Origin of the sequence: Exobacillus caeni (assembly GCF_005747095.1) — a bacterium.
GTDB lineage: Bacteria > Bacillota > Bacilli > Bacillales > Guptibacillaceae > Exobacillus > Exobacillus caeni.
On the sequence record NZ_SWLG01000016.1, the window covers coordinates 49,884 to 64,152 of the forward strand.

At 42.1% G+C, this 14,269-nt stretch carries 14 protein-coding genes; 1 reads left to right on the plus strand and 13 read right to left on the minus strand.

The features are described 5' to 3' along the window. Positions 1-29 precede the first annotated feature (29 nt). Positions 30-1,406, plus strand: coding sequence for a DUF5667 domain-containing protein (locus tag FCL54_RS18555; RefSeq protein WP_138128430.1), 1,377 nt, complete (start codon positions 30-32; stop codon positions 1,404-1,406). A 111-nt stretch (positions 1,407-1,517) separates the two neighbouring features. On the opposite strand, the gene FCL54_RS18560 is transcribed toward FCL54_RS18555, so the two are convergent. The 13 genes from FCL54_RS18560 to nuoI form a co-directional block, all read right to left on the minus strand. After that, positions 1,518-2,282: a sulfite exporter TauE/SafE family protein gene (locus tag FCL54_RS18560; protein ID WP_138128431.1), complete on the minus strand. Its 765-nt coding sequence runs from the start codon at positions 2,280-2,282 to the stop codon at positions 1,518-1,520. 142 nt (positions 2,283-2,424) lie between these two features. Then, positions 2,425-3,303, minus strand: coding sequence for a stage II sporulation protein SpoIIQ (spoIIQ, locus tag FCL54_RS18565; RefSeq protein ID WP_171016924.1), 879 nt, complete (start codon positions 3,301-3,303; stop codon positions 2,425-2,427). A 185-nt stretch (positions 3,304-3,488) separates the two neighbouring features. Further along, positions 3,489-3,878, minus strand: coding sequence for a thiol-disulfide oxidoreductase DCC family protein (locus FCL54_RS18570; RefSeq protein WP_138128433.1), 390 nt, complete (start codon positions 3,876-3,878; stop codon positions 3,489-3,491). A 220-nt stretch (positions 3,879-4,098) separates the two neighbouring features. Then, positions 4,099-5,124: a stage II sporulation protein D gene (gene spoIID / locus FCL54_RS18575; protein ID WP_138128434.1), complete on the minus strand. Its 1,026-nt coding sequence runs from the start codon at positions 5,122-5,124 to the stop codon at positions 4,099-4,101. A 229-nt stretch (positions 5,125-5,353) separates the two neighbouring features. Beyond that, a complete protein-coding gene (gene murA / locus FCL54_RS18580; protein ID WP_138128435.1) occupies positions 5,354-6,688 on the minus strand; it encodes a UDP-N-acetylglucosamine 1-carboxyvinyltransferase in 1,335 nt (444 codons plus the stop codon). Positions 6,689-6,717: 29 nt separating this feature from the next. Then, entirely contained in the window at positions 6,718-7,470 is a 753-nt protein-coding gene (locus FCL54_RS18585) for a YwmB family TATA-box binding protein (RefSeq protein ID WP_138128436.1), read from the minus strand. A 144-nt stretch (positions 7,471-7,614) separates the two neighbouring features. After that, on the minus strand, positions 7,615-7,848 hold the full coding sequence (locus tag FCL54_RS18590; RefSeq protein WP_138128437.1) for a DUF1146 family protein: 234 nt from the start codon (positions 7,846-7,848) through the stop codon (positions 7,615-7,617). A 193-nt stretch (positions 7,849-8,041) separates the two neighbouring features. Then, positions 8,042-9,574 carry an NADH-quinone oxidoreductase subunit NuoN gene (gene nuoN, locus FCL54_RS18595; RefSeq protein ID WP_138128438.1) on the minus strand — a complete coding sequence of 511 codons (1,533 nt, stop codon included), beginning with the start codon at positions 9,572-9,574 and terminating at the stop codon, positions 8,042-8,044. 4 nt (positions 9,575-9,578) lie between these two features. Then, positions 9,579-11,084: a complex I subunit 4 family protein gene (locus tag FCL54_RS18600; RefSeq protein ID WP_138128439.1), complete on the minus strand. Its 1,506-nt coding sequence runs from the start codon at positions 11,082-11,084 to the stop codon at positions 9,579-9,581. Beyond that, positions 11,081-12,952: an NADH-quinone oxidoreductase subunit L gene (gene nuoL, locus FCL54_RS18605; RefSeq protein ID WP_138128440.1), complete on the minus strand. Its 1,872-nt coding sequence runs from the start codon at positions 12,950-12,952 to the stop codon at positions 11,081-11,083. The genes FCL54_RS18600 and nuoL overlap by 4 nt, the downstream gene beginning before the upstream one ends. A 41-nt stretch (positions 12,953-12,993) precedes the next feature. Then, on the minus strand, positions 12,994-13,308 hold the full coding sequence (gene nuoK, locus FCL54_RS18610; protein ID WP_138128441.1) for an NADH-quinone oxidoreductase subunit NuoK: 315 nt from the start codon (positions 13,306-13,308) through the stop codon (positions 12,994-12,996). After that, positions 13,305-13,823 (minus strand): NADH-quinone oxidoreductase subunit J, encoded by a 519-nt coding sequence (locus FCL54_RS18615; protein ID WP_138128442.1) that lies wholly within the window; start codon positions 13,821-13,823, stop codon positions 13,305-13,307. The genes nuoK and FCL54_RS18615 overlap by 4 nt, the downstream gene beginning before the upstream one ends. Next, entirely contained in the window at positions 13,820-14,239 is a 420-nt protein-coding gene (gene nuoI, locus FCL54_RS18620; protein ID WP_138128443.1) for an NADH-quinone oxidoreductase subunit NuoI, read from the minus strand. The genes FCL54_RS18615 and nuoI overlap by 4 nt, the downstream gene beginning before the upstream one ends. Positions 14,240-14,269: the final 30 nt, after the last annotated feature.

A 14,269-nucleotide genomic window follows, 5' to 3' on the forward strand; every position in this document is an offset into this window, starting at 1 on the left:
TTTAAAAACGAAAAGGGGCGAATTGAAAAGTGAAAAAAATCTTATTATCAACATTGGTTACAGGTTCGTTATTGTTTGGGACCACGGCTTACGCATCTGGTGAAGACACGCAGACCGATCCAGGAATTACTCCGGATGAATTCCTATACAGTGCCGATCTATTTTTTGAAGATTTGAAGCTATTGTTTACTTTCGATACCGAAAAAGAGGCGCAGTTATTGCTAGAGTTTGCTCAAGAAAGATTGGATGAAGCGGTCGAAATGACGGAAGCTGAAAAAGAGGAATTTGTCAAAGAAGCAGTTGAGGATTATATGAACTTGCTCGAGGAAACGAATGAAAAAGTTTCAGAAATAATTGTGGATGAAACTACAGACGAAACAACAAAAGAAGAGCTTGCGGAAGAATTAGAAGACACAACAGAAATTGATGAAGAACTGGAAGAAAATTTAGAAGAGGATCAGAAAGAGGAACTAGAGGAAAAAACAACAGAAAGCAAAATTGTTGCAAAAGTAGTCGAGGGAATTGATAAAGAAACAGTTCAGAGCCTCCGTGATAAAGAGTTAGGATTCGGACAAATTGCACAAATTGTTCTTTTTGCCGAAATGACTGGAAAAACGGTTGATGAATTAGCCGAACTATACTCCGGGGAAGAAGCCGGCCTTGGCAGTGTTGCAAAGGCATTAGGAATCCATCCTTCTGAGATTGCTAAAAACCTGAATAAAAAGAAAAGAAATCTGGTTTCAGACGAGCAGGAAACTGAAGAAGCCGATGAGGCAGTAGAAGAAACAGCTGAAGATACTGTTGACGATGAAACTCAGGAACCGGCCAGTGATGGTGAAGAAATCGGTGAAGAGACCGGTGAAGAGCTTAATGAAGAACTTAATGAAGAAGAATTACAAGAAGATTCAACAGAAACAATGACAGCCAGTATAATACCTTTAACCAGTAACAATGCTAAAGCTAAAGAAAAGAAAACCCAGCAAGCAGTAACCAACAGGAAAGCCAACAACGAAACGATTTCTGTAAACCAGAATGGGAAGAAAAATCAAGAAACTATCAACACTCAAAAAGGAAACGGGAATAGTAAAAATGCTAAACTAGACGATGATATTGACAAAAAGTCCGATAAAAAAGAGGAAAAATCTGTACAAGAAGATAAAAATGAAGAAAAAGATACACACAAGAAAACAGAACAAAATAAAAACGAGGATAAAGATAAAAATCCTAAAAACAATGAAAAAAATGAACAGGAAGATGAATCCGATAAAAAACAAAACGAGAGTAAAGAAAAACGCAGCCCCGAAATAAAGAAAGATGCTAATGAAGAACAAAAACCTGAGAAAAAAGAAAACAAGAATACAAACGAACATAAAGGAACAGAAAAAAGCTCTAAAAACGATGACTAAAAATGATTGTAAAAAGAGGACATTTTATACGGTGTCCTCTTTTTGTGCCTTCTTTTGGTGCCAGGCACCGAATATGGACAAATGTCCACGAGCGGTGCCTGGCACCATTTTCTACAATAATTTGATTCCACTGATTAAAATCAAGATCGCGATGGCTGCTCTTAGTGGTTTGCCAGGGACTTTTGTGGACGCTCTGCTTCCAAGCAATACTCCCGGTACGGAACCGACTATTAGGTTCAGTACAAGCATATAGTCAACATTTTGAAAGCTCGCATGCATTAAGCCTGCTGCTGTAACGAGAAGGAATGCATGGGCTACGTCAGTGCCAACTAGCTGTGATGCCTTCACCCGGTAGAAATAAAGGATCGCTACCGCAAATAAGGAACCAGATCCGATCGATGTTAGGCCAACAATAAATCCGAGAATAAGGCCTATTAAGATAGTTAACGTTTTTTTCTCTTCCGTTTTCTTCAACTGCCAGGGATTTGACTTAAAATGTACGTCAAACAACACTTTCACTAAAATCAAGATAGAAACGATAATAAGAATAATCCCGAGGGCATGCTTGATGATCGTTTCCTGGTTGTTATAAAAAAAGTCAAACATATGCAGCATTCCCACCGAAACGATTGCACCGGGAACACTTCCGTAAGCTAAATACCGTACAATGGTTTTATCAATCGTTTTTTGCCGCCAGTGTTGTATGGTGCCAAAAAACTTTGTGATGGAGTTATACATTAAATCTGTTCCAACTGCGACGGATGGGTTTACTCCAAGCAGGAGTAAAATCGGTGTAAGAAGCGCAGCGCCCCCAACACCGGTGAGGCCGACTAATATCCCCACCATGAATCCCATGATTGTAATTTCTGGCTGCATGTCGTCACTCTCCTATTGGTCCTTAATGAGAGGATATTCCGCATGCGCCTCTTTTGTTAGTAGAATGATCTCTATTAATTGAAAAAAAGCCCCGACAAACATCGGGACTTTTCTTGTAGATTCAGACTTATTTCTAAATTGCTTATTCTGTTTCTTGTTGGTCGACCGGTTCCTGGTCACCAGCAGGGTCCACTGTTTCTAATTCTTCAGCAGGATCTACTGTTTCCTGGTCTTCTGTATCCTGATCAACTTCTTGTCCATCAGTTCCCTGGTCAACATTTGTTTTTTGCTCAGCATCCTGCTCAGCCTGTACTTCTTCATCAGAAGCCTGTTCTTTAGCTTTCACAGAAGATAATGGCTGATTTAGTACATCAAGCGGATTCACTGGCTGTCCTTCTTTGCGAACTTCAAAGTGCAAGTGAGTTCCAGCATCTGCATTGAACTTATTTTCTCCTGCAGTTCCCAGTTTCTCGCCCTGTTTAACTGCATCTCCTTCAGAAACGCTTAATTCTCCAAGGCTTTCATAAACTGTTGTTACGCCATCTTCATGTTCGATGTGTACAACATTTCCTAGTAATGCATCTTCAGTTGCTTTTACTACTTTACCACTCATCGCAGCTACTACATCGAAGCTCTCTCCGTTTTTCAGCGCATAGTCAAGTCCGGAGTTTTGGTAGTAAGTATTATTATAGAAAACGAGAGCAGCTTCTTGTTCTTCGGCACTTGCTTCAGTGTCATAGAATTGTTTAGTGACATATACATCACCATCTGCAGGAACCGAGAACACTTCATTGGCATTTGATACCGGAATAGCTTTTTCGTTGTCGTCATAAGCACTTCTGTCAGAATTCATTTCCGTTAAGTCTTGAGCCTGATCATCGCCGCCTTGCATCCACAACACTGTAGTCAATACGATTGCTGCCAAACCAAGATACATTGCCGGGAATACCCAGCGCTTTCTTGCAAACTTTTGCCACTTAGATGGGCTTCTTTCGATTGGGGTTCTTTTTTCATCTCCCATTTTGTTCATCACCTCAGCAACCATTTTGGTCAGGTTGCAGGGTTTATATACACATTTCTAAAAAAATTATCAGATTATTTTTCGACAAACCTGCTTTTTTTATGCATGAAGATTAAAATTACTAAATTATTCCTTGCGCATGGTCAAGATAACTTCCTCCTCATAAAGAGCGGGGACCGGTTATGTTATAAAAAACGTTTTCTAATTTCTGGAGAGGGAAGCATGCAGCTTTCCTTCTTCCCAAACCACTTGTATCTGTTCTTTGCAACAAAACTATAGACTATATCGCGAATTGGTTTTGGAATTATTAAAATACCATATAGCAATTTCCAGGCCCCCTGCAAGTTTTTACAAATCCGAAGAGCTGCAGAGGATTTCAAATAGCATTTGTTACCCTCAACAAGGATAAGGCTATCTATCCCTTGAGGTACGCGATATTTCTTTAAAATTTCTTGCCCTTCATCACTTTGTATTGATCCAAACTTATAAATTGCTTTTTTGTCTCTCTTAATAATAAATTGAACACTTTTATCGCAAAAATTACATTCTCCGTCGAATAAAATAATATTGTCCATTACAGAACACTCCCTGTAAAAACCTTACAAGTAAATTATATCATTTTTAAGACCATACTCTAATAGAAGAACTAAACTTATAATATAATGAGAAATGGGACTTAATAGCAAAGTGCCAGGCACCTCCAGCATCATATTAAGATAAACTTGTAACAATGTTTATCTTAATATGGTGCTAAACGGAGAGAGCCAGGCACTTATGAGTCAGTCTCACAGTCTTTTACTTTTTAGCTGTCATTTTCGTAACAAACGATCCCATTTCCCCAATGGAAACGCCCTTGTAATAATGCTTCACGATCTCTTGATATCCTTTCCCTTCCTCCGCCATCCCGTTAGCGCCATATTGGCTCATTCCAACTCCATGGCCGTAACCTCTTGTTGTTATCACAATGTTATTACCGCTTCTTTCCCAGGTGAAATCTGAGGATTTCAGTCCCAGCTTATCTCGAATGTCTCTCCCGGAAAATGTTTTTCCGTTGATATCCACCTTCGCTACCCTGTGTCCTTCTGTTTTTCCTATGATTGTTCCAACAGATCCATCAGACGGGGCCTTCACGTTAAGGGTATTTTCAAACTTGCGGATCGGTATCACCTGCTGGTCTAAAAATTTCGGAGAATCTTTATCCCAGGGGCTTTCAACGCTTCTTAAATAAGGATACGAATTTTGCCAGTAATCCTCGGAATTTTCCGTAAAGCCGTTGCTAGTGGAAAAGAAGGATGCGGTAATCGGCTTTCCTTCATAGGTCAAAATTTGGCCCTTCGTTTCAGCCACAGCCTTTACGATCTTTGCCATCTTTTTATCGTACTCACTGCCCCACGCTTCCTTTAATTGTTTATCATCTTTGTATACCTGATGAAACACAGTGTCTGTTACAATGGCATCGTTAGGAAGTCCTACCTGTTCAACGGGATTTAAGAGCTGTTGGACAATATAGGTTCTCGCACTTAATGCCTGTGCCTTCAACGCTTCAATATTAAATTCTGCAGGCATCTCTGAAGCTACGACTCCTTTGACGTATTCTTCAATTGGAATTTTTTCTACTGTTTTGATTGAAGATCGATATACCGGTACTGTTACATTATGGTCGGTGCTTTTAGTACTCGTTGGTATTGCCGCTAAAGTCTCCTGCTGCTTTACAACCACTTCTTCTCCGCCTTTGTTACCAGCAAACGGAATAACAAGCAAAGATGGAAGAAACAAGATTACAGCTGTTAGTACAGAAAATACGATGATTATTCGCTTCATGTCCAATCCCCCATTTATGGAATGTTCCCTGATACAGTATAAATTTATGGGAGCGGACAACCTTTTAGAACAAAAATCACTGGCGTTCTCACCTTGCTTTATTGCTTTTCCAGAAGCACTTACTTTTACATGCAAGCTTGACGAAGCTAAGAATACAAACTCTTTTTAAGAAAACTTTTGGCGCAACAAAAAAGCCGCCCGGTAAAGGACGACTTTTATAGATAAGTGCTTATGCAAATTTTGGTTTCATTTTGACTACTGTAGCTTCCTCAGTTTCAGCCTGTTCTTCGGTTTCAACTGTTTCCTGGACTTTAACACGTTCGACATCAGCGCCAAGTGCTGCTAATTTTTCAGCAAATTCAACATATCCACGGTCCAGATGCTTCAATTCGTCTACGCGAGTATAGCCGTCTGCTACAAGACCGGCAAGGATCAAGGAGGCTCCAGCCCGAAGGTCAGTTGCTGAAACTTCTGCTCCCTGGAGCTTTGAAGGACCTTCGATAATCGCTGCTCTGCCTTCGATCTTGATGTTTCCATTCATGCGGCGGAACTCTTCCACATGCATGAAACGGTTCTCAAATACTGTCTCTGTAATGACACTCGTGCCTTTCGCTTGAAGTAATAGTGCCATCATTTGGGACTGCATATCGGTTGGGAAACCTGGATGAGGCATTGTTTTGAGATCGACTGGCTTCAACTCTTCTGGGCCAATCACGCGAAGCCCGTTAGCTTCTTCGATGATTTCAACGCCCATTTCTTCCATCTTGGCAATCAATGGACGTAAATGCTCTGATACTGCTCCTTCTACGAGAACATTTCCTCCGGTAATCGCTGCTCCAACCATAAATGTTCCTGCTTCGATGCGATCAGGAATTACAGTATGCTCAGCCCCTGCAAGTTCTTTTACGCCTTCGATGCGGATTGTTCCCGTTCCTGCTCCTCTTACTTTTGCTCCCATGGCATTCAAGTAATTAGCAAGGCAAACGATTTCCGGCTCCTGGGCAACGTTCTCCATCACAGTCGTACCTTCAGCAAGTACTGCTGCCATCATAATGTTTTCGGTTGCACCAACACTTGGGAAATCAAGATAAATTTTCGTTCCTTTTAATCGGCCTTTTACGCTCGCTTCGATAAAACCGTTTCCGATTGTTACCTCTGCTCCCATCGCTTCAAATCCTTTAAGGTGCTGATCGATAGGGCGCGATCCGATTGCACATCCACCAGGAAGTGCTATGCGGGAATGACCCACGCGGGCCAAAAGAGGTCCCATGACAAGAAACGACGCCCGCATTTTTCGAACTGCTTCAAACGGTGCTTCTGTTTCAAGTGTTTTTGTTGCGTCTACTTTGATGCTTTTATTTTCAATTTTTGTATCAACATTTAAATATTTTAATACTTCACAGATTGTGTATACATCTGAAAGGGCTGGCACATCATAAAGTATGCTCGTGCCTTTTTGTGCTAATATGGATGCTGCGATGACAGGTAAGACTGCATTTTTAGCTCCCTCTACCCTAACGGAGCCATTAAGCCTCCTGCCACCACGGACGATGATTTTTTCCAACGTATTCCCCTCCGCGTCCAATTTATATATTAATATTCAGTCGTGATTATCGGTGTGCCAATTGTGACGGTAGTTTTACCGCCCATTCCTGATTGTCTGAGTGCAATTTGCAAATTCATTTTCTTGTCATTGGTTACAATATGATCGTTCCACGCTTCATTGTATGCGGAAACTGATACAAACGTCTCTTCTTTCAAATCCTCTACCTTCTCTGCGGAAAACTCATCAAGAAGCTCTTCCGCCTTTTTATACAAAACAATACCCATTGTATCACCCGCATCACCCTGTATACAAGAGAAGATTTGTGTATTTTTAGTAAACATTCTCGACTTCTGCTTGAGGAAGATGCTAAAGGATTTTTCCCACTTATCCTTGCTCCAGCCAGCACCTTTCACCTGGTATAATAAATACGCACTGAGCTTACTTTTGTGGGGGTATGCTGTATATGTAATCGTTTCGATTACATTAAGCCTATGGTTCTCACGAGTACCTTTCATTTTCAGATGGCCATCTTTTGTTTGACTCATGTCCCATTTGAATCCACGGGCTTTGTCCTGAATCGCTTGTGTACTTTTGATGTACCCGTTCTTATTTTCCAGTAAACCCAAATCCTCCCGAACATAAAGTGACCAATCCGTCACTTCAATTTTCTGGGCCTTCATCATGGTTACTGTTTCTTCTACCCTTACTTTCGCATTATAATCTTCCATTTTGGCTGTTGAAGGATAAAAACCAAATAATATCAGTACACAACTAAACACAATTCCGATTCTTAATAACATTTCCGACCCTCTCCCCCGGATAAATTCTCCTTATTTAACAGTGTGACCAGAGGGAGAAGGGACATACATGGAAGTTGTAGTCAATTCCCGACAAAGTTGTTTAGGAAAAATGGAAGCGGGGAATAGGTAATCGAGTTGTTTATATTAAAATAAATATTTTAATCGAAGTGACCAGTTGTAATAGTCTAAGAAGAAGTTACCGACAAGTGATCCAATTGCAATTGTAATGAAAATCATAAATACTTTAGCCTGCGGGCTGTCCGGCTTTCTAAGAAAAACATCAATTCTTACCGTTTGCAGCGCCCACCAGGTGATGAAGATAAACACAAGATGTATTAAAATAGATACAATCGCCTGTTGACCAAATGCTTCAGTCATCTCAAAAAACCCCCATGACTTTATTACACACTTTCCCATACTTCGACATACTTTTATATTTTCCTTCAACAATTTTACAATATCCCTTCATGGTTGGCTACCTTAATCGAGACATTAACAGCAAATTCCCCAGGAAATAAAGATTTTTTACTAAATAAACAAAAAAAAGCCTCTGCGACTTATGTCGAAAGGCTTATGGTTGTGCAAAAAATTCATTAAAGTTAAAGTTTTGCTGAATAAAATCCAGCGGTATTCCCGGCAAAATGCCAAATCCTATCGTCCCTATGATACAAAGCACGAGTACAAATGAAACCCCAGCAGGAATTCTTCGTTTATGAAGCACCGGGTTACCTGGTCTAAAAAACATCTGAACCATTATATTAAAATAGTAAAAGTAGGAAATGATGGTAGTTCCGATCATTACTGCAGCCAATATATAATGCTGTTGGGCAGTACCGAGCGCACTCATAAAGATTTCATATTTTCCAACAAATCCAGCTGTTAGTGGAATTCCAGCTAGCGATAGCAAGAAAACGCTCATGGAGAGTGCAAGTAAGGGAGAACGCTTCATCAACCCGGAAAATGCATGGATCTCTTCACTTTTTTCCTCAGCCGCTACATGCTGAACGACTGCAAAGGCTCCAAGTGTCATGAAAAGATATGCAATGAGATAGAACCATGTTGCTTCAAATACGAGCGCAGATAGGGACGCGAGTGGGACTAGCAAATATCCTGCATGCGCTACGCTGGAATAAGCAAGCATTCTTTTTATATTATGCTGGCGTATCGCTATCGCGTTTCCGATGATCATAGTTAGCATAGCGAGTACCGATATATATGGCTGAATACTGACGAGCAGCGGTTCCGTATTGATGCCCGCGTCATGAACCACAGCTAATCCCGGGGCACTTATAAAGATCGTTAGTATTGTTCTAAGGATAATGACAAACCCTGCTGTCTTAGAAACAATGCTCAGAAAAGCTGTAACTGGTGTAGGAGCTCCCTGATAAACGTCAGGTGCCCACATATGAAATGGAGCGGTAGCGATTTTAAAAGAAAGTCCAATGAATAAAAGGAAGAACGCAAAGATAATGAGAAAACTGTTTTCGGCAACCAACGGTCCCTGCAGTGCAGCCTGGATGTTAAAAAGGTTTGTCTCTCCTGTAAATCCGTATATATAACTCATCCCGAAAAGTATGACTGCTGTTGAGATTCCTCCATTAACAACATATTTAAATGCCGCTTCGTTGGAATTCATATTCTTCTTTTTTAGCCCCGCAAGTATGTAGGAAGAGATACTGAGCAGTTCTAATCCAACAAACAGGGTGATGATATCGGCACTCGATGCCATCATCATCGCACCAAGCAATGCGGTTAAGAAAAGATAATAAAACTCTCCTCGATGCTCTATATCATGCCTCGAATAATCCATACTCAATAAAAATACAAAAGCTGTGCCTACCAGTAAAATCAATTTGAATGCTTTCGAAAATGAATCTAGCCTATATGTGTCATTTAAAATTGTAACGATCGGATCGCCCATCTGTGTGAAAAGAACAAGAAGTGCTGCCACTATTCCTGCAAGGCCAATCCAGGCCAGAAGCTTTCGGTCTTTGTCTTTAGGAAGAAAAAGGTCCAAAAGGGATAGGAGGGTTGCGGTTATTATGATAATAAATTCGGGCAACATACCTCCCCACTGGTAACTGAGCAGTGTATCTAAGTCCATTCTCTTACCCCCCTATTCCCATTGAAGTAAGTACGGCCTGCAATGATTGTGCAATAACAGCCGGATAAACACCGACGAGGATGATTAGCCCAAGCAAGACAGTAGCGGGAACCATTTCAACGACCCCTACATCTTTCACATTTGCCCAGCGATCGTGAAGCTCTCCAAAAGTAATGCCTAAAACGGCACGCAGTACGTAGACCGCTGTGAAAATAATGCCGAGGGCTCCAATCGCTGCTACTGCCGGCATAACCTTGAACAATCCGAGAAAAGCCATAAACTCGCTAATAAAGCCACTCATTCCCGGCAATCCTAACGAGGCAAGGCCACCCGCTAACATGAATCCTGCCATGAGCGGCATCGTTTTCGCCAATCCTCCAAGTGTCGAAATATCCGTCGTTTTAGTTCTTTCATATAGTACACCAATCAGGAAGAACAATAATGCCGAAATTAAGCCGTGAGAAATCACCTGAAAAAGCGCTCCCTGTATTCCTGATGCATTTAGTGCAGCAATACCGATCAGTACGATTCCCATATGCGATACGCTTGAGTATGCAAGGACCCGCTTAAAATCCGTCTGGACAAATGCAACAAATGCCCCATACAGGAGGTTGATGACCCCGAGTACCGCAATTAGAAAGGCCAGGCTTTCAACCTCTTCAGGAAACAAATTCACTCCAAACCGGATTAAACCGTAAGCCCCGATTTTAAGAAGAATCCCCGAATGAATCATGACGATTGGCGGCGGTGCTTCCACATGGACTTTCAGCATCCAGCTATGCAGCGGAAAAATAGGCAGCTTTACTCCGAAAGCGATCAAAAGCGCAATGACGAGTCCGGTCCTCGTGCCCTCGCTTAAAACCTGATAAGACCCTGCAGTGGAAAGGACTTCTTTCAGTTCATTAATGTTGAGTGTCCCTGTAGTCATAAACAGCCAGACAAAGACAATCAATAATACTGCAGAGCCGAGTCCGTTATAAATAAGAAAATGAAACGCTGCTTTTTCACTCTGGTAATAACCCCAATTCCCGATCAAGAAAAACATTGGAATAAGAGTTATTTCAAAGAAAACGAAGAAGAGAAATAAATTCTCGCTTGTAAAGACACCGAGTATCCCAACTTCCAGCAGGAGAAACAGCATAAAATAACTCTTCCAGTTCTCCTTAATCGAAAGGGAGGCAATGGATGCGAGGAAGATAACAATCGTTGATAAAAGAACTAGCATCACCGATATCCCGGTTACCCCAAGTTCATACGAGATGGCGTAATCCATTGCAGTTTGTGCCGATGACTTGAATTCGAGCCAGCTATATTTTTCTAAAAATTGGACTGCAGCCTTATCTGTGTCGAACATAGCGAAAAGAATAAAAGACAGAACGAGTGGAAGTGTCGTTCCAAGCACGCCGACTCTTTTCAAGCTTTTCTCCTCATCGCCAGGCACAAACGCTAATACAAGGATACCGAGCAACGGGGAAAAGACGAGTGCAGAAAGCAAGAAAGATCCGTTCATCCAAAGTACCCCCCTGTCAGTGCGAGAATAACCATCACGGCAACCAGGCCAGCAAAAGCGACTGCTCCATAAGTCTGCACCTGTCCGCTCTGAACATTAGCCCCAGCCTTTCCAACTCTTCTCACTGCTCCGACTGCAAAAGCCACAATTCCTTCAACAATAAATTTATCGAAATAATGCCAGAAATAGCTGAATACAGTTGTTCCTCTAACAAGCGAGTTATCGTAAGCTTCATCTATATAATATTTTTTGAATAAAAGCTGATGTACACCAGGCATTGTTTTAGAAAGCCAGTCATGTGAAATTTTCTTTTCAGCATACATTAACCAGGCGAGTGCAATCCCCCCTATCGCCAGAAGAGAAGCAAGCCATGGGATCCACCATGCGCCTTCGCCATGTTCGTGCACAACATCATAAGGCCCAGTTGCAAGCCAATCTCCAAGAAACGTCCCGAACCATGTTGTGTTAACATAACCGCTTACAACAGCTAAGACCCCTAACACTACCATTGGAAAAAGCATCACTTTCGGGGATTCATTAATTTTTGTAACGGTAGCAGGGCGCTTCTGGTCTCCCATAAAAACAAGGAAGAATAACCGGAACACATAGAACGCCGTTAAAAAGGCTGTGATGATGCCAAGTGCAAACAATACATACCTGCCGTCACTGTATGCCGCGAGTAAAATCTCGTCCTTGCTGAAAAAGCCCGAAAATAGAGGCACTCCAGAAATGGCGAGACTTCCGATTAAAAACAGAGTGCCTGTCACATTGAGCCGTTTCCACAGTCCCCCCATCTCTTTAATGTTCTGTGTATGGACTGCATGGATGACACTGCCCGCTGCAAGGAACAGTAGCGCTTTGAAGAAAGCGTGTGTCATAAGGTGAAAAACCCCGGCAACATATCCTGCAGAACCGAGTGCAAGCATCATGTATCCCAACTGGCTCACGGTTGAATAAGCGAGAACCCGTTTTATATCGTTTTGAACGAGCCCGATTGTTGCTGCGAAAATCGCTGTTATTCCTCCAACTACAGCGATGGTTGTCATTGCTGCCGGAGAAGCTTCAAATAAAGGAAACATTGCCGCTACAAGATAGACGCCTGCAGCTACCATGGTGGCTGCATGGATCAATGCCGATACCGGAGTCGGACCTTCCATTGCGTCCGGAAGCCAGGTATGAAGCGGAAACTGGCCAGATTTTCCCATCGCGCCGATAAAAACTAAAATGGCGATCAGGGTAAGGGTCGTTCCTTCCACTGCTCCTTCTTCGACTGCAGAGAAGATCGCGTCAAACTCAAAGCTTCCGACCTGCCAGAACAGGAGCAACATTCCGATAAAAAGACCTACATCTCCTACTCTTGTTACAATGAACGCTTTTTTAGCAGCAGCTTTTGCTTCTGCTTTATAATAGTAGAAACCGATCAATAAAAACGAGCATGCCCCGACCAGTTCCCAGAATATATAGAGCTGCAGCAGGTTAGGAGAGATCACCAGCCCTGCCATTGAAAAAGTAAACAAACCAAGATAAGCAAAGAACATTGTCATCCGGTCGTCTTCAGCCATATATCCTCTTGAATAAATATGTACTAAAAAGCTTACGAGTGTTACGATAACGAGCATTAATGCGTTCAATGGGTTAATCTCTAATCCCATCGTAATATCTGTGCTGCCGATTGTAAGCCAGGTTGCCTCCGTTAAAGTGTTTCCGGTTTGAAACTGAGCAAACAGCACACCTGCCGCAAGAAAGAATGACAGTCCTGATAACACTATCCCTATCCCTGCTGCCCGTTCTTTTACAGGCCGAAACAGCAGTAACAGAACAAATGAAAGCAATGGGAAAACTGGAATCAGCCAGGCAGAAGATACCATTCCTTACCCCCCTTTTTTCTAACAGTCCTTTACGGGCGTTGTTACTTTTTCATCAGGTCCATTTCATCAACATTTACTGTGTTTCGGTTCTGGTAAAGCGAGATTAAAATCGCAAGTCCAACAGCCGCTTCAGCCGCAGCAACAGTTATGGTAAACAGCGAGAAGATCTGGCCGGTAATGTTTGCATTCACTCCATATTTCGCAAACGCGACAAGGTTGATGTTCACCGCATTCAGCATGAGTTCGATGGATATCAAAACGATCACGGCATTTCGCTTTGTGAGCGCTCCGTATAACCCGATACAAAACAGCGTCAGTGCGAGGACAAGGTATGCTGATAAAGGAATGCTGCTCATTGGCTTTCACCTTCTTTTTCCTTATCGTCCCGTTTTGCGAGAATAATCGCTCCCACAAGTGCAACAAGAAGCACGATCGACACCAGTTCAAACGGAATAACAAACTTTGAATAAAGAAGCATACCGATTTGTTCTGTGTTTTTCACATGTAGAGTAGTCGCCTGCTCTCCAAGTGAAAGATTACGGATGCCATAGAACATGATTGCAAAAAAAGCAATAACACTGGCTAAAACAAGCCATTGTCTTCCTTTACCGGTTTTCGCTTCGGTCCTGTCGTCATGCCGGGTTAGCATAATGCCAAATAGCATGATTATCGTGATCGCCCCCGAATAAATCAACACCTGTACGACGGCCACGAATTCTGCGGAAAGCAAGACATAAAGTCCCGCAATCGCAAGAAACGTAAATACTAACGCGATAACCATATGGACGACTTTCGTCAGGTTAAGCATCATTACGCCGCCTGCGATGGCGATAAGAGAAAGGATAAAGAAGGCAAGCAGTTCCCCGCTCATGTCTTATTCTCCTTTCTCTTGTTCGTATCGTTTTCATCAAGCCACTGCAAGTCTTTGAACAGTTCATCCCTGCTATACTCAGCAAGCTCAAAATTATTGGTCATAATAATCGCTTCTGTCGGGCAAACCTCCGTGCAAAGATCGCAGAGGATGCAAATTTCAAAGTTTATATCGTAAGTATCGATAATTTTTCCTTTTTTATCAGGGTCCGGATGTTTTTTTCCAGTTAATGTGATGCAGTCTGTCGGGCAGATGTTGGCACACTGGTTGCAAACGATGCATTTCTCCGGATAAAATTTTTGGATTCCCCGAAACCGGTCGGGCATTTCCATCGGTACGTCAGGATAATTGTAGGTGACTTTTTCTTTGGTGAGGTTCTTCAGAGTGTATTTTAAGCCTTTTGTAAAGCCAAGCATGGTACCCCTCCCTGAAACAGAGTTTTTATG

What these genes read in the sequence shown, in the direction of transcription:
- FCL54_RS18585 (WP_138128436.1), bottom strand. Translation starts at nt 7,470, where the DNA reads ATGTTATTAAGAATCGGAATTGTGTTTAGTTGTGTACTGATATTATTT.
- FCL54_RS18600 (WP_138128439.1), bottom strand. Translation starts at nt 11,084, where the DNA reads ATGAACGGATCTTTCTTGCTTTCTGCACTCGTCTTTTCCCCGTTGCTC.
- FCL54_RS18570 (WP_138128433.1), bottom strand. Translation starts at nt 3,878, where the DNA reads ATGGACAATATTATTTTATTCGACGGAGAATGTAATTTTTGCGATAAA.
- nuoK (WP_138128441.1), bottom strand. Translation starts at nt 13,308, where the DNA reads ATGAGCAGCATTCCTTTATCAGCATACCTTGTCCTCGCACTGACGCTG.
- spoIIQ (WP_171016924.1), bottom strand. Translation starts at nt 3,303, where the DNA reads ATGGGAGATGAAAAAAGAACCCCAATCGAAAGAAGCCCATCTAAGTGG.
- nuoN (WP_138128438.1), bottom strand. Translation starts at nt 9,574, where the DNA reads ATGGACTTAGATACACTGCTCAGTTACCAGTGGGGAGGTATGTTGCCC.
- FCL54_RS18615 (WP_138128442.1), bottom strand. Translation starts at nt 13,823, where the DNA reads ATGAGCGGGGAACTGCTTGCCTTCTTTATCCTTTCTCTTATCGCCATC.
- FCL54_RS18560 (WP_138128431.1), bottom strand. Translation starts at nt 2,282, where the DNA reads ATGCAGCCAGAAATTACAATCATGGGATTCATGGTGGGGATATTAGTC.
- spoIID (WP_138128434.1), bottom strand. Translation starts at nt 5,124, where the DNA reads ATGAAGCGAATAATCATCGTATTTTCTGTACTAACAGCTGTAATCTTG.
- nuoL (WP_138128440.1), bottom strand. Translation starts at nt 12,952, where the DNA reads ATGGTATCTTCTGCCTGGCTGATTCCAGTTTTCCCATTGCTTTCATTT.
- FCL54_RS18590 (WP_138128437.1), bottom strand. Translation starts at nt 7,848, where the DNA reads ATGACTGAAGCATTTGGTCAACAGGCGATTGTATCTATTTTAATACAT.
- nuoI (WP_138128443.1), bottom strand. Translation starts at nt 14,239, where the DNA reads ATGCTTGGCTTTACAAAAGGCTTAAAATACACTCTGAAGAACCTCACC.